Raw genomic sequence first — 20,292 nt, 5'->3', positions numbered from 1 at the left:
GCGACGCGCGCCCCGACAAGGGGGCCGTTGGGTCCCGGGCAGCGACCGGACGGCCCCTGCCCGGGACCTCGTGGTCGTTCGACGATGGTCTGGACAGCCCGGACGTTCCGGTGAAGGAGGCAGCCATGATCCCGAACCCGCCGACCGTGGGCGATGTGATGACCTCGACCGTCGTGGCCGTGGCCCGCGGTGCGTCGTTCAAGGAGATCGTGCGGACGCTCGCGAAGTGGAAGGTCAGCGCCGTAACGGTCCTGGAGGGCCGGAACCGGGTGATCGGAGTGGTCTCCGAGGCGGACCTGCTGCGCAAGGAGGAGGCCCGCGACGTCGCTCCGCTCCCCGGCGGAGAGACGGCCAGGGCCGAAGCGGTCACCGCCGGGCAGCTGATGACGGCTCCCGCCGTCACCGTCCGCGCGGACGCCTCTCTCGCCCAGGCCGCGCGGGCCATGGCGCTGCACCGGGTCAAGCGGCTGCCCGTGGTCGACGCCGAGGGCCGGCTGAGGGGCGTGGTCAGCCGCGGTGACCTGCTCAAGGTGTTCGTGCGGCCGGACGCGGACATCGCGCGGGACGTACGCCGCGTGGCCGCCGAGTGTTTGCCCGCCTCCTGGGAGTCCGTGGAGGTGCGCGTGGACGAGGGTGTCGTGACGCTCGGCGGCCTCGTCCACGACACCTCGGTGGTGCCGCTGGCAGCCCGGCTGGTCCGTACCGTCGAGGGCGTCGTGGATGTCACCTTCGACATCACCTCCAGCCCTCCGGTAACCGTCAGCTGAGCGCGGCGCGGCCAGCTTCCAGGCGGGCGATCGGGACCCGGAAGGGCGAGCAGGAGACGTAGTCCAGGCCGGCCTGGTGGAAGAAGTGGACCGAGTCGGGGTCGCCGCCGTGCTCGCCGCAGACTCCGACTTTCAGGCCGGGCCGGGAGGCACGGCCCTCGGTGACGGCGATCCGCACCAGGCGGCCCACTCCGTCGCGGTCGAGGGTCTCGAACGGCGAGACCGGGAAGATGCCCTTGGCGAGGTAGGTGGAGAAGAAGGCCGCCTCGACGTCGTCGCGCGAGAAGCCCCAGGTGGTCTGGGTCAGGTCGTTGGTGCCGAAGGAGAAGAACTCCGCGGCCTCGGCGATCCGGCCGGCGGTGAGCGCCGCCCGGGGCAGCTCGATCATAGTGCCGACGGGGCAGCCGACATCGGTGCCGGTCTCCTCGGACACCGCGGCCAGGACCTGTTCCATCTCGTCGCGGACGATCCGCAGCTCCTCCACCGTGGCGGTGAGCGGGACCATGATCTCCGCGCGCGGGTCGCCTCCGCCGTGCCGGCGCTGCGCGACCGCCTCGCCGATGGCCCGTGCCTGCATGGCGGTCAGGCCCGGCACGACCAGGCCGAGGCGCACGCCGCGCAGGCCGAGCATCGGGTTCTCCTCGTGGGTGCGCTCGACGGCCTCCAGAAGCCGCAGGTCGCGGGCGTCCGGGGTGCCACCGACCGCCTCGACGGAGGCGATACGGACGGCGAGGTCGGTGCGGTCGGGCAGGAACTCGTGCAGCGGCGGGTCGAGGAGGCGGATGGTGACGGGCAGGCCGTCCATGGCCGCCAGGATTCCGGTGAAGTCCTCGCGCTGGAGCGGCAGCAAGGCCGCAAGGGCGCGTTCGCGCTCGTCATCCGTACGGGCGAGGATCATGGCCTCGACCAGTGGGCGGCGCTCGCCGAGGAACATGTGCTCGGTGCGGCACAGGCCGATGCCCTGGGCGCCGAAGCGGCGGGCGCGGGCGGCGTCCTGCGGGGTGTCGGCGTTGGCCCGCACGCCGAGGCGGCGTACGGAGTCGGCGTGCCGCATGACGCGGGCCACGGCGGCGGTGCCGGTCGCGGACTCGTCGCCGGTCTCGAAGGACCGCATCACCGCCGAGCCGACGAGCGGCAGAGCGCCGAGGTGGATGGTGCCCGCGGTGCCGTCCACGGACAGGACCGTGCCCTCGGCGACCACGGTGCCGTCGCGGGTAGTGAAGTGCCGGGCGGCCAGGTCGACGGTGAGTTCCTCGGCGCCGCAGACGCAGGTCTTGCCCATGCCGCGGGCGACCACGGCGGCGTGGCTGGTCTTGCCGCCGCGGCTGGTCAGGACCGCCTGGGCGGCGACCATGCCCGGCAGGTCGTCCGGGGTGGTCTCACGCCGTATGAGCACGACCTGTTCCCCGGCGGCGGCTCGGCGGACGGCTTCGGCGGAGGTGAAGACCGCGGCGCCGACGGCCGCGCCGGGCGAGGCGGGGATGCCGTGGGCGAGCGGGGTGCCGGCCGCCGTGTCGTCGAAGCGCGGGAACATCAGCCGGGCCAGCTGCTGCCCGCTCACCCGGTCCAGCGCCTCGTCCGGGCCGATCGTGCCGTCGTCGGTCAGCTGGGCGGCGATGGCGAAGGCGGCCTCGGCGGTGCGCTTGCCGACCCGGGTCTGGAGCATCCACAGCCTGCCGTGCTCGATGGTGAACTCGATGTCGCACAGGTCGCGGTAGTGCTCCTCCAGGATCCGCATGTAGTCGCGCAGTCGCGTGTACGTCAGCGGGTCGAGCTCTTCGAGCCGTTCCAGCGGCAGGGCGTTGCGCACCCCGGCGACGACGTCCTCGCCTTGTGCGTCCGGCAGGTAGTCGCCGTAGGTGCCCGGGCGGCCGGTGGCCGGGTCGCGGGTGAAGGCGACGCCGCTGCCGGAGTCGGGGCCGAGGTTGCCGTAGACCATGGTCTGGACGGTGACGGCGGTGCCGAGGTCGTCGGGGATGTGCTCGCGGCTGCGGTAGAGGCGGGCGCGCTCGCCGTTCCAGGACTGGAAGACGGCGTGGATCGCGCGTTGCAGCTGCTCGGTGGGCTCCTGCGGGAACTCCTCGCCGGTGGCGTCGCGGAAGATGGCCTTGAAGTCCTCGGCCAGCAGCCGCACGTCGTCCGGTTCGGGTCGGCGGGCAAGCGCGGCGGCGAACAGCTCGCCGTCGACGCCCATCACGGTGCTGCCGAACATCTGGATGAGGCGCCGGTAGGAGTCCCAGGCGAAGTGCTCACGCCCGGAGGCCTTGGCCAGGCCGTGTACGGAGTCGTCGTTCAGGCCGATGTCCAGGACCGTCTCCATCATCCCCGGCATGGAGAACCGCCCTCCCGAGCGTACCGACAGCAGTAGCGGGTCGTCCGGGTCGCCCAGACGCCGCCCCATGCGCGCCTCCAGCGCCGTGAGGTGGACCCCGAACTCCTCGCCCAGGCCGTCGGGTTCCTCCCCGTCGGCGAGGAAGGCCCGGCAGGCCTCGGTGGTGACGGTGAAGCCGGGCGGCACCGGCAGACCGAGGCGGGTCATCTCCGCCAGGTTGGCACCCTTGCCGCCCAGGAGGTCCGCCATCTCGCGGCGGCCCTCGGCGAATCCGTACACGTACTTCGGCATGACGGGCCTTCCCCTTCTCACATCTGTCGGATGGCGGTTTCAGTCGTGCGGGACGACCGCGACGGGCGCGGCGGCGTGGTGCAGCACGCCATGCGTGACCGGGCCGATGCGGGCGCCGACGGGCACACCGCGGGTGCGGCGGCCCACGACCACCAGAGACGCCTCGGCTGCCGCGTCGACGAGGTGGTTGGCGGCCGGGCCGACCGCCGCGTGTGCGGTCACGTCGACAGCGGGGTACTTCTCGCGCCACGGGAGCAGCGCCTCGGCCAGGGCGCCCGTCTGCTGCTCGGCGAGTTCGGCGCTGAGCCGGGGGTCGATGGTGGCCCCGTAGCCGTAGTAGGGCGGAAGGCTCCAGCCGTGGATGACGCGCAGCCCGGTGGCGCGGCGCTGGGCGGCGTCGAAGGCGAACTCGATCACGGTGTCGCTGGGCCGTGCCAGGTCGAGGCCGAGCAGGACGTCCCGGTACGGCGAGTGCGTGGAAGGCTGCCCGGAGGCATCGCGCAGGTGCTCGTCCTCCTCCCGCTCGCCCGCCCGGACCAGGACCACCGGCCGAGTCGCGTGGGCCACGACCGAGAGCGCGACCGAGCCGACCAGGAATCCCCCGATCCCGCTCAGGCCGCGCGACCCCAGCACCAGAAGCTCCGCTTCCCCGGCAGCGGCCAGCAGCGCGTCGACCGGCTGCTTCTTGACCTGTTCCGCGTCGATCCGCAGATCGGGGTGGCGCCGCCGCAGCTCCTGCGTCGCTTCCCGCGGCACACGCTCGGCCCAGTGGCGCTGGGGCTCGGTTCCGGCGAGCGGGGCGTACGAGTACGGCTGCCAGTCCCAAGCGTGCACGAGGCGCAGCGGCACCCCGCGGAGCCCGGCCTCACGGGCAGCCCAGTCCGCTGCGACCAGACTCTCCGGTGAACCGTCCAGACCTGCGACAACGGTGCGTGACATGGTGCCGACCTCCTTCATGGGATCCCGATTCCATGCTCCCGGCCGGCCAGGAGCCGAGGGAGGGGTCGCAGGTCCCTGCCCCTGTGCCGACCGGCCCATGCGGGCGGGTCGTGCGGTCAGAGGTCGAGCGTGCGGGAGTCGCCGGGGGCGATCGTGAGAGTGCGGCCGCCCAGGACGACGCGGATCGGCGCCTCCTCGGAATCCGGGACACTGATGCCCAGCCGCCCGGAACGCACCCGCAGGCCCACCCCCCAATGCCCCCGGTAGCGTACGGAGAAGCCGAATTCCTTTAGTTCCGGCAGCGGCGCCGGGTCGAGCCACAGGGCGTCCTCCCGGGTCTCCAGACCGGTCAGGCCGCGCTGTACGAGGTCGAGGGTGCCGGCCATGGCGCCCAGGTGGATGCCCTCGGCGGTGGTGCCCCCTTGCAGGTCGGCCACGTCACCGGTGAGGGCCTCCTGGAAGTACGGCCACGCCTCGGCGCGCCGGGACCGGGTCAGCACCCAGCCGTGGACAAGGCCGCTGAGGGTGGAGCCGTGGCTGGTGCGGGCGAGGTAGTGGTCGACGGTCGTGCGCCAGGTGTCGTCGTCGAGGGGATGCCCGAGGCGCCCGAACAGGCCGGCCAGCTCGGCGGGCGAGAAGAGGTAGCCGAGCATCAGCACGTCGGCCTGTTTGGAGGCCTGGTAGCGGTTGACGGTGTCGCCCTCGGCCTCCAGGATCCGGTCCAGGCGCCGGATGTCGCCGTACCGCTTGCGGTAGCCGTCCCAGTCGAGCCCGACGAGGTCGCCATAGCCCTCGAACTGGCTGATGACGCCCTGGTGGAAGGGCACCCGCAGACGGCGGGAGACGTCCTCCCACCGCTCCAGTTCGGCCGGCTCCAAGGCGATGCGTTCGAAGAGCTCCTTGCGGCGCGGGCCCGGCAGTGCACGGGCGAGGTCCAGGGCACGGGCCAGTACCCAGGCGGCCGTGACGTTGGTGTACGCGTTGTCGTCCAGCCCGGGTGCGTCGGCGCCGGGATACCCGTCGTGGTATTCGTCGGGGCCGACGACACCGCGGATGCGGTAGCGCTCGTACGAGGGGTCCCAGGTGGCGGTGTCGGCCCAGAAGCGAGCGATCTGCAGCAGCATCTCCGCGCCCGCCGTGTGCAGGAACTCGGTGTCCCCGCTTGCCTGGCCGTACTGCCACACGTTGTAGGCGACGGCGGAGCCGACGTGGCGCTGGAGCCGGGAGTGGTCGGGCAGCCAGCGGCCGGAACGCGGGTTGAGGTGCAGGGACTGGGTCTCCTCGCGACCGTCGCTGCCGCTCTGCCACGGGTACATGGCGCCCTTGCGTCCGGCCTCGGCCGCCGCCCGGCAGGCGGCGCCGAGTCTGCGGTGGCGGTAGGCCAGCAGGGCCCGGGAGACCTCGGGAAGGTGGAGGTTCAAATAGGGCAGGACGAACAGCTCGTCCCAGAAGACATGGCCCCGGTACGCCTCGCCGTGCAGCCCCCGCGCCGGTACGCCGACGTCCAGCTCGGCGGTGTGCGGGGACAGCGTCTGCAGGACGTGGAACAGGTGCAGCCGCAGGACGTGACCGGCCTCGTTCGGCACCTCCAGCTCAGTGCGCCGCCACAGGCGTTCCCAGGCGGCGGTGTGGGTGGCGAGCAGGCCGGGGAAGTCCGGTGCGCGCCGCACCCGGTCGATGGCCGCGTGCTGGGGGTCGGTGATGGCCGGGTCGCGTGAGGTGTGCAGCGCCACGGTCTTCTCCACGACGACCGTCTGCCCGGCCGCGACCGGCACCGTCAGGCGGTGCACAGCGGCGCGAGCCCCGGGTTCGAGCACACGGGCCGTCGGGACGCCCTGCGTAGCGCGGGTGCGGGCGGCCATCGCGACGCGGATGTCGGAGGCCGAGGTGCGGCAGCTCAGCCACACGGTGTCCGTGCCCGAGGCGCCCGTGTGCCAGCGGGTGAGATGACGGCCGTTCAGGTCCCGGTAGCGGTCGACGCCCGCGTTGGTGACATCGCCGTCGATCGCGGACTCGACCACCAGCTCGCCCGACCAGCCCTCCGCCGTGAACTCCGTGCGCAGCGCGGCCAGATGCGGGTCGCCCATGTGCACCAGCCGACACTGCTCGACAGCCAGTACTCGGCCCTGTCCGTCTCTCAGCCGCATACGGCGGGTCAGGGTGCCCTGACGCAGGTCGAGGGACTGCCGGTACTCCAGCAGGGAACCGCCCTCCGAACCGGCGTCCGGGCTGAACCAGGTACCGCCGTCGGTCCGGAAGCGCAGCGGGAGCCAGTTCGGCAGGTTGACCATGTCCTCGTTCTCGACCGCGCGCCCGGCCACCTGCGAGGTCAGGCGGTTGAAGCAGCCCGCGACGTAGGTGCCCGGGTAGTGCGCCGGACCGGCGGCGGTCTCGGGGGCGGCGCCGCGCGTGGCGAAGTAGCCGTTGCCCAACGTGCACAGCGACTCGCGCAGCCGCTCCTGCGCCGGGTCGTAACCCTCGTAGCTCCAGGTCCAGTCGGGCATCGTCACTCCTCCCCGGTCAGCAGCTCCGCCAGGTCACCGACCACCAGGTCGGCCCCGTGCTCGCGCAGGTCGGCGGCGCTGGTCGGCCCGTCGGTCCGGTCAACGCCGACCACCAGGCCGAACCCGCCGCGTCTGCCTGCCTCCACCCCGGCCAGCGCGTCCTCGACCACGGCCGCGTCCCCGGCCGGGACACCGAGCCGCCGCGCCGCCTCCAGGAACAGCGCCGGGTCCGGCTTGCCGGGCAGCCGCAGCCGGGCAGCCTCGTCGCCGTCCACCACGGCACGGAACAGGTCCCGTACGCCTGCCCGGTCCAGCACCACGGCCCGTGCCGTCCGCAGTCGCACAACGAGCGGGGACGCGGGTGCCATGGGGGGATCCCTTCGCGGCGGGACGTGCTTCCCCTCCATGGCACCACGACTGACGGCAGTCACAACCGCGCCGCGACGTGTTCCGTGAGGTCGAGGAGGCGGTTGCTGTAGCCCCACTCGTTGTCGTACCAGCCGAAGACCTTCACCAGGTCGCCGTGTGCCTGAGTGAGGGGGGCGTCCACGACGCATGAAGCGGGGTCGCCCACGATGTCGCGGGAGACGATGGGTGCGGTGCTCACCCGCAGGATGCCGCGCAGCGGTCCCTCGGCGGTCTCGGTGAAGGCGGCGTTGATCTCCTCGGGCGTGACCGGCCGGCGCAGCAGCAGGGTGAGGTCGGTGAGCGACCCGTCCTCGGCCGGGGCCCTGGACGGCGATGCCGTCCAGGGCCCCGGCCAGGGCGGGGACGACGAGGCCGACGGCGCGGCGGGCCGGGAGTGGGTGGATGGGCGATGGGATCAGACCAGCCAGCTGTGGTCGCGGACGATCGGGAGCTGTGCCCAGGCCTTGCCGAGTCCCCAGGTGTTGCCGGCGGAGGCGACGGCGAGGGCGACCAGCACGGCGGCGTAGATGATGTGGTAGTCGACCAGCGGGTTGGGCGACATGCTGAGCGAGCCGTCCGAGAGGTGCTTGGCGAGCGGCCATTCGGCCATCCACATCAGCGCCATCATGGCGGTGCCGGCGACGGCGGCGAGCCGTAGCGCGACGCCGCTGACGAGGGCGAGGCCGACGCCGAGCAGGCCGAGCATGAATAGCCAGTTGGCCCATCCGGCCCCGGCCCAGTCGTGGAAGGTGGACTCCATCAATCCGGCGGCGACGCCGCTGAGGAAGCCCTTGGTCGGCGAGCCGCCGTCGATCCAGCCCTTGCCGGAGCCGGTCGCGTAACCCCAGCCGAAGGTCTTGTCGAAGAAGGCCCACAGGAAGACGAACCCGGTCAGCAGCCGGACGCCGGCGAAGACGTGCGCGCGGGTCGCCGTGGCCGTCGCGGTCGCGGCCTCACCGGACGCGGGAGCGGTCCCGGAGCCGCGCAGTGACGGGAGGTGGAACCCCGTGTGACGGCGCGGGTGCGGGGTCTCGTGGACTGCCATGATGCCCATCCCTTCAGAGTTCTGGAGGCGTTGTGTGGTAGCTGTTCGCTTCTCGTTGCACCTTCAATGTCCCGCTGTCACGGCTGGGGGCGGAGGGGTCGGCAGGTCCCTGTGCGGGGCCGAACGTCCCTGTTCCCAGGGCCCGTTCAGCCGTTCCAGGTCCAATCGGCGACCTCGGGGAGGTCTGTGCCGTGCTCGCGGATCCACGCGTGGTGACGAAGGCGGGTGTCCTCCATCAACTGCCGTACGAGGGCGGCGCGGACAGCAAGGCCGGGGACGCGGTCGATGACGTCCATGACCAGCCGGTAGCGGTCGAGGTCGTTGCGGACGACCATGTCGAAGGGCGTGGTGGTGGTCCCGATCTCCTTGTAACCGCGGACGTGCAGGTTGCGGTGGCCGGTGCGGCGGTAGGCGAGGCGGTGGATCAGCCAGGGGTAGCCGTGGTACGCGAAGATGACCGGCTTGTCGCCGGTGAACAGCGCGTCGTATTCCGGGTCGGACATGCCGTGCGGGTGCTCCTCGTTGGGCAGCAGCCGGGCGAGGTCGACGACGTTGACGACGCGGACGGCCAGCTGCGGCAGGTGCTGGCGGATCAGCTGAGCTGCCGCCAGCACTTCCAGGGTGGGCACGTCACCGGCGGCGGCGAGGACGACGTCGGGTTCCTGGGTGCCGTGCTCCGTGCCAGCCCAGTCCCAGATGCCGGCGCCGCGTGCGCAGTGGGCGCGGGCGGCGTCCAGGCCGAGCCAGTCGAAGCAGGGCTGCTTGCCGGCGACGACGACGTTGACGTAGTCGCGGCTGCGAAGGACGTGGCCGGCCACGGAGAGCAGGGTGTTGGTGTCCGGCGGGAGGTAGACCCGTACGACCTCCGGTGCCTTGTTCAGGACGTGGTCGATGAAGCCGGGGTCCTGGTGGGAGAAGCCGTTGTGGTCCTGCCGCCAGACGTGCGAGGTGAGCAGGTAGTTCAGGGAGGCGATGGGGCGGCGCCAGGGCAGGCGGCGGGTGGTGCGCAGCCACTTGATGTGCTGGTTGACCATGGAGTCGACGATGTGGACGAAGGCCTCGTAGCAGTTGAACAGTCCGTGCCGGCCGGTGAGGAGATAGCCCTCCAGCCAGCCCTGGCAGGTGTGTTCGGACAGGATCTCCATCACTCGGCCGTGCCGGTCCAGGTGTTCGTCGGTGTCCAGGACCTCGGCCTGCCATGCCTTGCCGCTGGCGGCGTAGACGGCCTGGAGCCGGTTGGAGGCGGTCTCGTCCGGGCCGACGAGGCGGAAGTCGCGGCGGCTGGAGGTGGCCTCCATGACGGATTCCAGCAGGCTGCCGAGGACCCGGGTGGGCTCGTGCAGGGTTGCGCCGGGCTTGTTGACCTCGACCGCGTAGGTCTCCAGCGGCGGGATGGGCAGTTCGTGCAGCAGCAGGCCGCCGTTGGCGTGCGGGGTGGCGCCGAGTCGCCGCTCGCCCTCGGGGACGCAGGCCAGGACCTGCTCGGTCGGCCGGCCGTCGGCGTCGAAGAGCTCCTCGGGCCGGTACGAGCGCATCCAGGCCTCCAGCATCCGCAGGTGCTCGGGGTTGTCGCGTACGGCCGACAGCGGGACCTGGTGGGCCCGCCAGGTGCCCTCGACCGGCAGGCCGTCGACCTCGGCGGGGCCGGTCCAGCCCTTGGGCGTACGCAGCACGATGACCGGCCAGCGGGGCCGCTCGGTGACGTTCCCCTCGCGGGCAGTGCGCTGGATGACGGCGATCCGGTCCAGGGCGGTGTCCATCGCCCGGGCCATGGCGGCGTGGACAGTGAGCGGCTCGTCGCCGGTGACGTGGATGGGCTCGTGGCCGTAGCCGCGCATCAGGTCGTCGACCTCGTGCGCGGGGATGCGGGCCAGCACGGCGGGGTTGGCGATCTTGTAGCCGTTCAGGTGCAGGATCGGCAGCACGGCGCCGTCGTTGACCGGGTCGAGGAACTTGTTGGAGTGCCAGGACGCCGCCAGCGGCCCGGTCTCCGCCTCGCCGTCGCCGATGACGCAGGCGACCAGCAGGTCCGGGTTGTCCAGCGCGGCGCCGTAGGCGTGGGACAGGGCGTAGCCCAGCTCGCCGCCCTCGTGGATCGACCCGGGCGTCTCGGGGGCCACATGGCTGGGCACCCCGCCGGGGAAGGAGAACTGCCGGAAGAGCCGGGCCATCCCGGCCGCGTCCCGGCTCACGTCCGGATACGTGTCCGAATAGGTGCCCTCCAGCCACGAGTTGGCCAGCACCGCCGGTCCGCCGTGCCCCGGACCCCAGATGCACAGGGCGTCCTGGCCACGGGCCTTGATGACCCGGTTGAGGTGGGTGTGGACCAGGTTCAGGCCCGGCGAGGTGCCCCAGTGGCCGAGCAGCCTCGGCTTGACCTGCTCCGGGCGCAGCGGCCCGTCCAGCAGCGGATTACCCATCAGATAGATCTGACCGACGGCCAGGTAGTTCGCGGCACGCCAGTGGGCGTCCAGCGCCCGGAGCTCCCCGTCGGTGAGGACGGCGGGAGCCGCTGCCGGGACGTCGCGGGTGGGGTCGGGCCGAGTCATGAGGGCCTCCTCGATGGGGGTACGCAGCCGTACACGTTCCACCATGCGGTGCGCGCGCACGCCGCCTCTTGGGCCGAATGGGCCCAGTACCCGGTCGGGGAGGCCCGGATCGGGCCACGTTCATCGGTCGGCCCTACACCGGTCGACCGGGACCGGCGACGGCTGGCGCCGAGGCTCCCGTCATTCGCCAACTGGTAGCCGCCGGCATCCTGGTGATCTGCGAGGGAGGCGGCGGCGTCCCCGTCGTGCGCGACAGCACCGGCGGTCAGTGATGCGTGTGGTGCAGCGGCCGCGGGCTCAGCCGGGGCGCTGTCCGCGCCTGACGGACCTGGGCCGACCGTGTGCGCCGGTGAGCGTGCCGGCGGTCGAGGAACGACTCGGTGGCGAGCGTCGTGGCGACGGTGAGCAGCGTCCCGGCGATCAGCAGCAGAGTGAACAGGTCCAGAAGTGGGCGTTCAGGGTGGTGTTCATGGCCGTCGTCTCCTCACGCGGTTCACTCGGTGCCCTGCCGTCAGCCTGACTCGTAACCCCGGTTCGAACACCGGGCCGAATGTCCTGTTCCCGGACCGGTCGGCCCTCTCTCCGCCCGTAGAGTCCTCGCCGTAGGAAGAGACGTCGGCGGGCGGAGGGACGGGCGTTGACCGAATCTCCTCACAAGGGGCGGACCTGGGAGCGGCTGCTGCCCGGGATCGCGGTGTTGGCCGGCTACCGGCGGGCCTGGCTGCGCGGCGACCTGCTGGCCGGGGTGACCGTGGCGGCGTATCTGGTCCCGCAGGTGATGGCGTATGCCGGGCTGGCGGGGCTGCCGCCGATCGTGGGGCTGTGGGCGATTCTGGCGCCGCTGGTGCTATACGCGGCGCTCGGCTCGTCGCGGCAGCTGTCGGTGGGGCCGGAGTCGACCACTGCGCTGATGACCGCCACCGTGGTCGGGCCGCTCGCGGCCGGCGACCAGACGCGGTACACCGTACTGGCGGCGGCCCTCGCGGCGGTGGTCGGGCTGTTGTGCCTGCTGGCATGGGTGGCGCGGCTGGGCTTCGTGGCGGAGCTGCTGTCCCGGCCCGTCCTGGTCGGTTATATGGCGGGGGTCGCCCTGACCATGATCGTGGACCAGCTGTCCCGGCTGACCGGGGTGCCGGTGCGCGGGACGGAGTTCTTCCCGCAGCTGCTCTCCTTTGCCCGGCATCTTCCGCAGCTCCGCCCGGCCACGGCGGTCTTCGCCGCGCTGGCCCTGGCGGTCCTCTTTGTGGTGCAGCGGTACTGGCGTGCGGTGCCGGGGCCGTTGCTGGTCGTGATCCTGGGTACCGCCGTCGTCGCCGCGTTCGGCCTCGACCGGCACGGGATCGCGGTGATCGGGAGCGTACCGGCGGGTCTGCCGGGGCTTGCGCTGCCCGACGTCGGCGACCTGGCGGACCTGGTGCTGCCCGCGCTCGGTGTGCTGCTGGTCGGCTATACGGACGTCATCCTCACCGCGCGGGCGTTCGCGGCACGGGTTGGGCACTCGCTCGACCCCAACCAGGAGTTGCTGGCCCTGGGCGCGTCGAATCTCGGCGCCGGGGTGCTGCACGGCTTCCCGGTGAGCAGCAGCGCCAGCCGTACGGCGCTGGGCGACACGGCGGGCAGCCGTACGCAGGCGTACTCGCTGGTCGCGTTCGCGGCGGTGCTGACGGTGCTGTTTTTCCTCAGCCCGCTGCTGTCGCACATCCCGGCTGCGGTACTCGGTGCCATCGTCGTCTACGCCGCCGTCCGGCTGATCGACCTGCCCGGCTTCCGGCGGCTGGGCTCGTTCCGCCGCAGGGAACTGATGCTGGCGCTGGGCTGTCTGGTCGGCGTGCTCGTGCTGGGCATCCTGTACGGGGTGCTGGTCGCCGTCGGCCTGTCGGTCGCCGAGATGCTGGCCCGGGTGGCCCGCCCGCACGACGCCGTCGAGGGGTTCGTCTCCGGCGTGGCCGGCATGCACGACGTGGACGACTACCCGCAGGCCCGTACGATCCCCGGCCTGGTCATCTACCGCTACGACTCGCCGCTGTTCTTCGCCAACGCCGAGGACTTCCGCCGCCGGGCGCTGGCCGCTGTCGACGAGCACCCGGGGCCGGTGGCCTGGTTCGTCCTCAACACGGAAGCCAATGTGGAGGTCGACATCACCGCGCTGGACGCAGTGGACTCCCTGCGCCGCGAACTCGACCGCCACAGCATCGTGTTCGCCCTCGCTCGCGTCAAGCAGGATCTGCGCGACGACCTGGACGCGTACGGGCTGACCGAGGCGATCGGCCCGGAAAGGATCTTCCCGACGCTGCCCACCGCCGTGGCGGCGTACCAGGACTGGCGCCGCCGCCGGAGGTAGTCAGGCGTGGGTTCCGTCCTCCGGATCCACGGGACCGGGACGAGGAGGACCGGGCAGTGGGAGTGGTGGAGCAGAGCGTGGGTGATGGGGCCCAGTGCGGTCGGGCCGGTCAGGAAGGACGCGTTGCCTTCGTACGGGGTGTAGTTGGCCTGGATGAAGTCGCGCGCGTCAATATGCTCGCGCCAGGTCCGGCCTGCGAAGCCGCGCCATGCGCCGATCGCGGTGTCCATGCCCGTTCGGGCTGTCACGGTCATCGCTGCCTCACTTCTGCACTTCTGCGTACGTCGTCGTCCTGCTTCGATGCCTGCCATTTGCCGAGACGGAGGGCAGGGCCTGCCGAGCCCGGCCTACGGGCCGTTCGGCACTGTCTGCCGGGGACCGCTGGGCCGGGCTCGGGCGGTTGCCGGGGAGGGGGTCAGCTCGTCTGCGGCACGATCGCCACGGGGCAGGCGGCGTGGTGCAGCATCGCGTGGTTCACTGGGCCGAGCTGCATGCCGAAGGAGCCGTGCCTGCGCCGGGCACCGACCACGAGTAGATCCGCCGAGACTGCCGCGTCCAGCAAGGCGTCGCGCGCCGTGCCTTCGCGCGTCTCACGACGCACAGCAACCCCTGGGTGCTCACGGGCCGGGGCGCGCAGCGCGTCGTCCAGAAGCCGCTCGGCCTCGCGCCGGTGCGGATCGGCGGCCTCGGCCTGGTGCGTCGGAAAGTCGGGCAGCTCGCGCGCCGGGCAGCGCCAGGCGCGTACGGCATCGAGCCCGCCGCCGCGCAGTTCGGCCTCACGGAAGGCGAACGCCACAGCCGCCTCGCCCTCGCCCGCTTCTCCGACGCCGAGCACCACGCGGCCGAAGGTGCCCTGGGCGTTGGGCTGTGCTCCGCGTACGACGATCACCGGGCACTGGGCGCGGGACGCCACCGCCAGACCGACCGATCCGAGCAGCGCGCCGGCGAGTTCGCCCCGGCCGCGGTGCCCGGTGACGAGCGCGAAGGCTTCGCGGCCCTCGCGCAGGAGCGCCGACACGGTGTCCTCGGGCAGCACGTCGGTGGAGAGCTTCACGTCCGGGTTGCCCAGCCAGGCCCGTTCCGCCGCAGAGGCGATGATGTGCTCGGCCATGACCCGCTCGGACGGCCTGCCGGGGCCGAAGGACGGCATCCTCCCTTCGTAGCGCTCCCACAGGGACGCGTACACGAGACGCAGCGGCACCTCGTGCCGTGCTGCCTCGCCCACGGCCCAGTCCACCGCTTGCAGGCCTGATTCCGATCCGTCGACACCGACCACCAGGGGAAACTCCATCGTCCCCACCGCCTCTCGTGCGTTTGCCGATCGCAGCTCTCGCATTGGCAGCGTGGCACTGTCCCGTCATGGCGGGCGAGGGGCCGGTGCGGTCCCAATCGGGGACGGTCGGCCGCTGGACGGAGGGCCGACCGGCCCACGCGCGGCCGGCCCTCCGTGCGGACAGTGGAGGTAAGGGGGCAACCGGGCGAAGGAGGCGACGGCCGTGACCATGCAGCATCGATGCGTCAGGGACCTGATGACAAGGGAGGTCGTCCGCGCAGGCCGGGACACGGCCTTCAAGGAGATCGCCAAGCTTCTCGCTCAGTACGGCATTACGGCCGTCCCCGTCGTGGACGACGGGGACCGTCCCGTGGGCGTGGTGTCCGAAGCCGACGTGCTGCGCAGGGAGGCGGATGCGATCACGGCTGAGGGGCTGATGACCAGCCCGGCGGTCGTCGCCCGCCCGCAGTGGACCGTCGTGGAAGCCGCCCGGGTGATGGAGAGCCACCATGTCAAGCGCCTTCCCGTGGTGGACGACGCCGGTCGGCTGATCGGCGTCGTCAGCCGCAGCGACCTGCTGCGGGTCTTCCTGCGGCAGGACAGCGCGATCCGCGAGGAGATCCAGGGCGACGTCCTCACGCGGACGCTGGGCCTCGCCCCCCACTCCGTGACCGTCCATGTCGTCGACGGACGCGTCACCTTGAACGGCACCGTCGGACAAGCGAGCCTCACCCCCGTCCTGGAGCGGCTGTGCCGCGGTGTGGACGGTGTGGTCGACGTCCGGAGCCATCTGGGTCACAAGCTCAATGCCTGACCGACCGCGCCGGACGGATCGGGGCCGAACGGCCCTCTCCCCGCCCCCGGCCAGCCCCAGCCGGTCACCCGCGCGTCGGCGGATCGTGGAAACGGCATCCGAGGAGAAGAGGACCGCGATGACTGACACCACGCACAGCGTGCGAGCGACCCACGCGCTGCTGGCCGACGGCCGGACGGTGGAGATACGGCCCGCGCGGCCGGAGGACCACCACCAGGTGCTGCGGTTGTACGAGGAGATGTCGGCCGAGAACCTGCGGTTGCGGTTCTTCGGAGTGAGCCGGCTTTCGGTCCGGATGGCCGCGGACCGGCTCTGTGCCCCGCGGCGGCCCGGCCACCGTACTCTGATCGCCGCCTTCGACGGCCGGATCGTGGGCGTCGCCGAGTACGAGACCGGCACGGATCCTCCCCCTGGCTCCGCCGGGGGGACCCCCACCTCTGCGGAGATCGCCCTGGCGGTCGCCGACGACTTCCACCACTACGGCGTGGGCACCCTGCTCCTGGAGCACCTGGTGCATGCCGCCCGCCAGGACGGCATCACGGCCTTCACCGCCGATGCCCTGGCCGACAACCACCTGATGCTCAAGGTGTTCTCCGACCTCGGTCTGAATACTGCCCGCCGCTTCGACGGCACCGAAGTGCACTGCACCGTGACGCTCACCCCGGACGAGCACTACCTGTCGGCGGTCGACGAACGCGGCCGTACCGCCGATGCCGCGAGCCTGCGGCCGCTGCTGCGCCCGAGCTCCATCGCGGTGGTCGGAGCGGGCACCAAGCCGGGGTCGGTGGGCCGCGCGGTCCTGAAGAACATCCACCGTGCCGGCTTCACCGGCCGCCTGTACGCCGTCAACCCGCATGCCCACGCCATCGAGCACACACCCTGCTTCCCTGCCGTGACCGCACTTCCGCGCCCGCCCGACCTCGCGGTGCTCGCCGTGCCGGCGCACGCCGTGCCGGAGACGGCCGAGCAGTGCGGCAAGGCCGACGTGCACGCCCTGGTCGTCCTGACGTCCGGCCTCGACTCCGGTCAGGCGGCCGCCCTGCTGGCCACGTGCCGCCGCCATGGCATGCGGCTGGTCGGCCCGAACTGCCTGGGCATCGCCAACACCGAGGAGCCGGTGCGGCTGGACGCGACGTTCGCCGCGCACTGCCCGCTACCCGGCACGGCCGGGGTCGCGGTGCAGTCCGGCGGGGTCGGCATCGCGCTGCTCGGCGGGCTGTCACGGCTCGGGATCGGCGTGTCGAGCTTTGTGTCGCTTGGCGACAAGTACGACGTCAGCGGCAACGACCTGCTGCAGTGGTGGGAGGACGACGGCCGTACCGGCCTGGCCCTGCTGCACCTGGAGTCGTTCGGCAATCCGCGCGCCTTCTCCCGTACGGCACGACGGGTCGCCCGGCGGATGCCGGTGCTGACCGTCGACGCCGGCCGCTCCACCGCAGGCAGGCGGGCCGCGGCCTCGCACACCGCCGCGGCCGCGACGCCGACGATGACCCGGCAGGCGCTGTTCACCCAGGCCGGGGTCATCGCCACCCGTACGATCGGCGAACTACTCGACACCGCAGCCCTGTTGCACTCCCAACCGCTCCCGGCCGGGGCCCGGGTGGCCGTCGTGTCGAACGCGGGCGGCGCGGGCGTCCTGGCCGCCGACGCCTGCGCCGAGGCGGGTCTGACCGTCCCCGAACTTCCCACCGGCCTGGTCACCGAGCTGATCGGCCTGCTCCCCGCAGGGGCGAGCGCCACCAACCCGGTCGACGCCACCGCCGCCGTGGGCGCCGAGACCCTGCGGGCCTGCGTGGACCGGCTCTGCGCACACGGTGCCGTGGACGCGGTCCTGGTGGCCCTGGTGCCCACCGCACTGGCCGACGCGACCGGCGACGATCCCCTCCGGGCCCTCACCCACGCCGCCCCGCAGCAGCCCTCCCGAACGGTCGCCGCGGTCCTCCTCGACCAGGCGGACCGGGTCCGGCTCCTGCGCACCCCGGGCGGCGGCGCCCTCCCCGCGTACACCGACCCGCAGGACGCCGCCCGGGCCCTGGCCCACGCCGCCGCCCGCGCCCGCTGGCTCGCCCAGCCGCCGGGTACGGTCCCGGAGCTGACCGGCACCGACACGGCAGGCGCCCATGCGCTCGTTGACGCCTTCCTCACTGTGAACCCCGAGGGCGGCTGGCTCGACCCCCGTACGTGTGCGGACCTGCTGGACCGCTACGCCATCCCGCACCTTCCGCAGGCCTGGGCCGAGTCCGAGCAGGAAGCCATCGACGCGGCCGCGCGCCTCGCCGACGGCCGCGTGGTCCTCAAGGCCCACTGGCCGGGCCTGCTGCACAAGAGCGACCAGTCTGCGGTCCTGCTCGACCTGGAAGGCGCCGCGCAGGTCCGTGCCGCCTACCGTGACCTGTCGGCCCGGTTCGGTGACGTCATGACCGGCGTCCTGGTCCAGCCCATGGCGAAGCGCGGCACCGAATTGGTCGCCGGCGTGGTCCAGGACGAGGTCTTCGGCCCCCTGGTTCTGTTCGGCCTCGGCGGCACCGCCGCCGAAATCCTCGCCGACCACGCCGCCCGCCTCGCCCCGCTCACCGACCGCGACGTACACGACCTGATCACCGCACCCCGTTGTGCCCCGCTGCTGTTCGGCCACCGAGGCAGCGGACCGGTCGACCTGGAAGGGCTGGAGCAGCTGCTGCTGCGGCTGTCGCAGCTGGCGAGCGACCTGCCCCAGCTCGCCGAGGCGGACCTCAACCCGGTCATCGCCCGGCCCGACGGCATCACCGCCCTCGACGTCCGCATCCGCCTTCTGCCCCGCCACGCCCACGACCCGTACCTGCGCCGCCTCCGCTGACCTCTGAAGAAGCCGGAAAGGAGAACGCCATGAAGCACCAGAAGACCGGCAACGTGATGACGAGCGACGTCGCCCGGGCGGTGTACGCAACGCCGTTCAAGGAAGTCGCGGCGCTGCTCGCGCAGCATCGCATCAGCGGCCTGCCGGTCGTGGACGAGGACGAGAAGGTCATCGGGGTCATCTCCGAGACCGACCTGATGATCCGTCAGGCCGAACAGGAGTATGGCGGGATGCGGCGCTTCCGCCTGACCCGCTCCGCACGCAGGGCGGCCGTCAAGGCCCGCGCCCGCACCGCCGGGCAGTTGATGTCCACCCCGCCGATCACCGTCCGCGCCGACGATTCCATCGCCCGCGCCGCCCGCACCATGGCCGAGCACCGCGTCGAACGGCTGCCCGTCCTGGACGAGGAGAACCGCCTGGTCGGCATCGTCACCCGCCGCGACCTGCTGCAGATCTTCCTCCGCACCGACGAGGACATCCGCGCCGAGGTGATCGACGAGATCCTGGTCCGCACTCTGTGGCTCAGCCCGCACGCCATCGGCGTCTCCGTCACCGACGGCGTCGTCACACTGGACGGCCGGCTGGAGCGGCAGAGCGAAGTCACCATCGCCGCACACATGACCGGCCAGATCAACGGCGTGGTCGCCGTCGTCAACCACCTCACCCACCGCTACGACGACTCTCGGCTGCGCCCGGCCGAACCGGCGGTGCACGGCGTCGCCGACGACTGGCTCCGCAAGCTCTGACGAAGGGCGGACACCGTGTACATGTACGGCCACGGCATGAACGGCTGGGGCTACGCCTTCATGGCCCTGGGGACTCTCGGGTTCTGGACGCTGGTGGCCATCGCCGCGGTGGCGCTGGTGCGCCGCCGCCCGGCGGCCGGGCCCCACGTCCCCGGGCCGTCCCCGCAGCAGTTGCTCGCGAGCGGTTCGCGCGCGGCGAGATCCGACGACGACGAGTACTACCGGGGTCTCGGCACCTTGGAACAAGGCGAGCCGCCACACAAGACGAGGTGAACCACGATGACCGCACAGCGCGTACTCATCGCCTACGGCACGAAGAACGGCTCCACGGCCGAGATCGCCGAGTGGATCGCCGAGGAACTGCGCGAGCAGGGCATCGACACCGACGTCCGGTCCGCCGCCGCGGTCCGCGACATCGCACCGTACGACGCCGTGGTGCTGGGAGCGGGCCTGTACGCGGGCGGCTGGCAGTGCGACGCCGCCCGTTTCGCCCGCCAGCACCGTCAGGCACTCACCCAGCGGCCGGTCTGGCTGTTCAGCAGCGGCCCGCTCGACGCCTCGGCCACGGAACGCGAGATCCCGCCCGCGCGGGGCGTGGCCCGCATCATCGCCCGGCTGGACGCCCGCGACCACGTGACGTTCGGCGGCAGGCTCACCGAGGGTGCCGAGGGCTTCATCGCCCGCCAGATCCTCCAGCAGGGCAAGGGCGGCGACTTCCGCGACCGCGAACAGGTCCGCACGTGGGCCCACGACATCGCCGCCGAGCTCACCCCCGCCGCGGAACATCGCTGACCGCGGTGACGCAGCGCATGGGCCGAGCGGCCGGGCGACCCGGACCGCCCGGCCCATGCCCTGAACAGCGGCATCGTCCCACGATGGTGGTGACAGCTCCTGTGGCTGCCGAACCGACATCACTGGCCCGGAGGGCCGTCATGACCACCACCACATCAAACCTGCTCGGGGTGCTGCCCCCGGAGGGCCGCGAGCGGCTGATGGAGCTCGCCCGCGAGGTGTCCTTCCCCGCAGGCACCCGCATCTTCGAAGAAGGACGCAAGGCCGACTGCTTCTGGATCATCCACACCGGCTCGGTCACCCTCGACCTCCACGTCCCCGGCCGCCGCGCCGCCGCCGTCGAGACCCTCGGTCCCGGCGACCTGCTCGGCTGGTCGTGGCTCTTCCCGCCGTACGCCTGGCATCTGGGCGCCGAAGCCCAAAGCCCCGTACGGGCAATGGAGTTCGACGCCACCGTGGTGCGAGCCCTGTGCGAGGCCGACCCGGTGTTCGGGCGGGCCATCTCCCGCCGGATCGCCGAGATCGTCGCGCACCGGCTACAGGGCGCCCGCACCCGCCTGCTCGACCTGTACGGACCGCACGGCAGCGGCCCCCTGCGATGAGCGCCGTCCGGCTCACCGCCGGCCCGGTGAAGGAGGACCCCATGCATGGCACC

15 protein-coding genes and 2 pseudogenes are annotated in these 20,292 nt (G+C 72.3%); 9 read left to right on the top strand and 8 right to left on the bottom strand.

Going from position 1 to position 20,292, the window contains the following annotated elements:
• The first annotated feature begins 125 nt into the window (after positions 1-125).
• Positions 126-767 carry a CBS domain-containing protein gene (locus EFK10_RS43255; RefSeq protein WP_127361117.1) on the top strand — a complete coding sequence of 214 codons (642 nt, stop codon included), beginning with the start codon at positions 126-128 and terminating at the stop codon, positions 765-767.
• On the opposite strand, the gene ppdK is transcribed toward EFK10_RS43255, so the two are convergent.
• The 7 genes and pseudogenes from ppdK to EFK10_RS43220 form a co-directional block, all read right to left on the bottom strand.
• A complete protein-coding gene (ppdK, locus tag EFK10_RS43250; RefSeq protein WP_127361116.1) occupies positions 760-3,390 on the bottom strand; it encodes a pyruvate, phosphate dikinase in 2,631 nt (876 codons plus the stop codon). The two genes, EFK10_RS43255 and ppdK, sit on opposite strands and share 8 nt — an antisense overlap.
• Before the next feature lie 39 nt (positions 3,391-3,429).
• Positions 3,430-4,329 (bottom strand): universal stress protein, encoded by a 900-nt coding sequence (locus EFK10_RS43245; protein WP_127361115.1) that lies wholly within the window; start codon positions 4,327-4,329, stop codon positions 3,430-3,432.
• A gap of 116 nt (positions 4,330-4,445) precedes the next feature.
• Positions 4,446-6,833 carry a glycoside hydrolase family 65 protein gene (locus EFK10_RS43240; RefSeq protein ID WP_127361114.1) on the bottom strand — a complete coding sequence of 796 codons (2,388 nt, stop codon included), beginning with the start codon at positions 6,831-6,833 and terminating at the stop codon, positions 4,446-4,448.
• A 2-nt stretch (positions 6,834-6,835) separates the two neighbouring features.
• Positions 6,836-7,150 (bottom strand): annotated as a pseudogene (locus tag EFK10_RS43235) (HAD family hydrolase); the annotation flags it as partial.
• Positions 7,151-7,260: 110 nt separating this feature from the next.
• Positions 7,261-7,630, bottom strand: a pseudogene (locus EFK10_RS43230) (type I glyceraldehyde-3-phosphate dehydrogenase); the annotation flags it as partial.
• A gap of 26 nt (positions 7,631-7,656) precedes the next feature.
• Entirely contained in the window at positions 7,657-8,286 is a 630-nt protein-coding gene (locus EFK10_RS43225) for a hypothetical protein (protein ID WP_127361112.1), read from the bottom strand.
• 146 nt (positions 8,287-8,432) lie between these two features.
• Positions 8,433-10,835: a phosphoketolase family protein gene (locus EFK10_RS43220; protein WP_127361111.1), complete on the bottom strand. Its 2,403-nt coding sequence runs from the start codon at positions 10,833-10,835 to the stop codon at positions 8,433-8,435.
• Positions 10,836-11,184: 349 nt separating this feature from the next.
• Between EFK10_RS43220 and EFK10_RS48210 the strand changes: the two genes are divergently transcribed.
• Both EFK10_RS48210 and EFK10_RS43210 read left to right on the top strand, forming a co-directional pair.
• A complete protein-coding gene (locus EFK10_RS48210; protein WP_164836408.1) occupies positions 11,185-11,355 on the top strand; it encodes a hypothetical protein in 171 nt (56 codons plus the stop codon).
• Between the two features lie 117 nt (positions 11,356-11,472).
• Positions 11,473-13,176: a SulP family inorganic anion transporter gene (locus tag EFK10_RS43210; RefSeq protein WP_127361109.1), complete on the top strand. Its 1,704-nt coding sequence runs from the start codon at positions 11,473-11,475 to the stop codon at positions 13,174-13,176.
• A gap of 415 nt (positions 13,177-13,591) precedes the next feature.
• Here the strand turns inward: EFK10_RS43210 and EFK10_RS43205 are convergent, their stop codons facing one another.
• Positions 13,592-14,467, bottom strand: coding sequence for a universal stress protein (locus tag EFK10_RS43205; protein WP_127361108.1), 876 nt, complete (start codon positions 14,465-14,467; stop codon positions 13,592-13,594).
• A gap of 211 nt (positions 14,468-14,678) precedes the next feature.
• Between EFK10_RS43205 and EFK10_RS43200 the strand changes: the two genes are divergently transcribed.
• From EFK10_RS43200 to EFK10_RS43175, 6 genes are all read left to right on the top strand, one after another.
• A complete protein-coding gene (locus tag EFK10_RS43200; RefSeq protein ID WP_127361155.1) occupies positions 14,679-15,263 on the top strand; it encodes a CBS domain-containing protein in 585 nt (194 codons plus the stop codon).
• A gap of 118 nt (positions 15,264-15,381) precedes the next feature.
• Complete coding sequence (locus tag EFK10_RS43195) at positions 15,382-18,099, top strand: bifunctional acetate--CoA ligase family protein/GNAT family N-acetyltransferase (RefSeq protein ID WP_127361107.1); 2,718 nt, start codon at positions 15,382-15,384, stop codon at positions 18,097-18,099.
• 29 nt (positions 18,100-18,128) lie between these two features.
• Positions 18,129-18,845, top strand: coding sequence for a CBS domain-containing protein (locus tag EFK10_RS43190; protein WP_127361106.1), 717 nt, complete (start codon positions 18,129-18,131; stop codon positions 18,843-18,845).
• A 15-nt stretch (positions 18,846-18,860) separates the two neighbouring features.
• Complete coding sequence (locus tag EFK10_RS43185) at positions 18,861-19,118, top strand: SHOCT domain-containing protein (RefSeq protein ID WP_127361105.1); 258 nt, start codon at positions 18,861-18,863, stop codon at positions 19,116-19,118.
• Positions 19,119-19,124: 6 nt separating this feature from the next.
• On the top strand, positions 19,125-19,637 hold the full coding sequence (locus EFK10_RS43180; protein ID WP_127361104.1) for a flavodoxin domain-containing protein: 513 nt from the start codon (positions 19,125-19,127) through the stop codon (positions 19,635-19,637).
• 140 nt (positions 19,638-19,777) lie between these two features.
• Positions 19,778-20,239, top strand: coding sequence for a Crp/Fnr family transcriptional regulator (locus tag EFK10_RS43175; RefSeq protein WP_127356256.1), 462 nt, complete (start codon positions 19,778-19,780; stop codon positions 20,237-20,239).
• Positions 20,240-20,292: the final 53 nt, after the last annotated feature.

Origin of the sequence: Streptomyces soli (assembly GCF_003999195.1) — a bacterium.
In the GTDB taxonomy this organism is placed as follows: Bacteria; Actinomycetota; Actinomycetes; order Streptomycetales; family Streptomycetaceae; genus Actinacidiphila; species Actinacidiphila soli.
The sequence above is the reverse complement of the archived record's forward strand: the minus strand, read 5'-3'. Positions and strand labels throughout refer to the sequence as shown.

What these genes read in the sequence shown, in the direction of transcription:
- EFK10_RS43255 (WP_127361117.1), top strand. Translation starts at nt 126, where the DNA reads ATGATCCCGAACCCGCCGACCGTGGGCGATGTGATGACCTCGACCGTC.
- ppdK (WP_127361116.1), bottom strand. Translation starts at nt 3,390, where the DNA reads ATGCCGAAGTACGTGTACGGATTCGCCGAGGGCCGCCGCGAGATGGCG.
- EFK10_RS43245 (WP_127361115.1), bottom strand. Translation starts at nt 4,329, where the DNA reads ATGTCACGCACCGTTGTCGCAGGTCTGGACGGTTCACCGGAGAGTCTG.
- EFK10_RS43240 (WP_127361114.1), bottom strand. Translation starts at nt 6,833, where the DNA reads ATGCCCGACTGGACCTGGAGCTACGAGGGTTACGACCCGGCGCAGGAG.
- EFK10_RS43225 (WP_127361112.1), bottom strand. Translation starts at nt 8,286, where the DNA reads ATGGCAGTCCACGAGACCCCGCACCCGCGCCGTCACACGGGGTTCCAC.
- EFK10_RS43220 (WP_127361111.1), bottom strand. Translation starts at nt 10,835, where the DNA reads ATGACTCGGCCCGACCCCACCCGCGACGTCCCGGCAGCGGCTCCCGCC.
- EFK10_RS43205 (WP_127361108.1), bottom strand. Translation starts at nt 14,467, where the DNA reads ATGGAGTTTCCCCTGGTGGTCGGTGTCGACGGATCGGAATCAGGCCTG.
- EFK10_RS43200 (WP_127361155.1), top strand. Translation starts at nt 14,679, where the DNA reads ATGCAGCATCGATGCGTCAGGGACCTGATGACAAGGGAGGTCGTCCGC.
- EFK10_RS43195 (WP_127361107.1), top strand. Translation starts at nt 15,382, where the DNA reads ATGACTGACACCACGCACAGCGTGCGAGCGACCCACGCGCTGCTGGCC.
- EFK10_RS43190 (WP_127361106.1), top strand. Translation starts at nt 18,129, where the DNA reads ATGAAGCACCAGAAGACCGGCAACGTGATGACGAGCGACGTCGCCCGG.
- EFK10_RS43180 (WP_127361104.1), top strand. Translation starts at nt 19,125, where the DNA reads ATGACCGCACAGCGCGTACTCATCGCCTACGGCACGAAGAACGGCTCC.
- EFK10_RS43175 (WP_127356256.1), top strand. Translation starts at nt 19,778, where the DNA reads ATGACCACCACCACATCAAACCTGCTCGGGGTGCTGCCCCCGGAGGGC.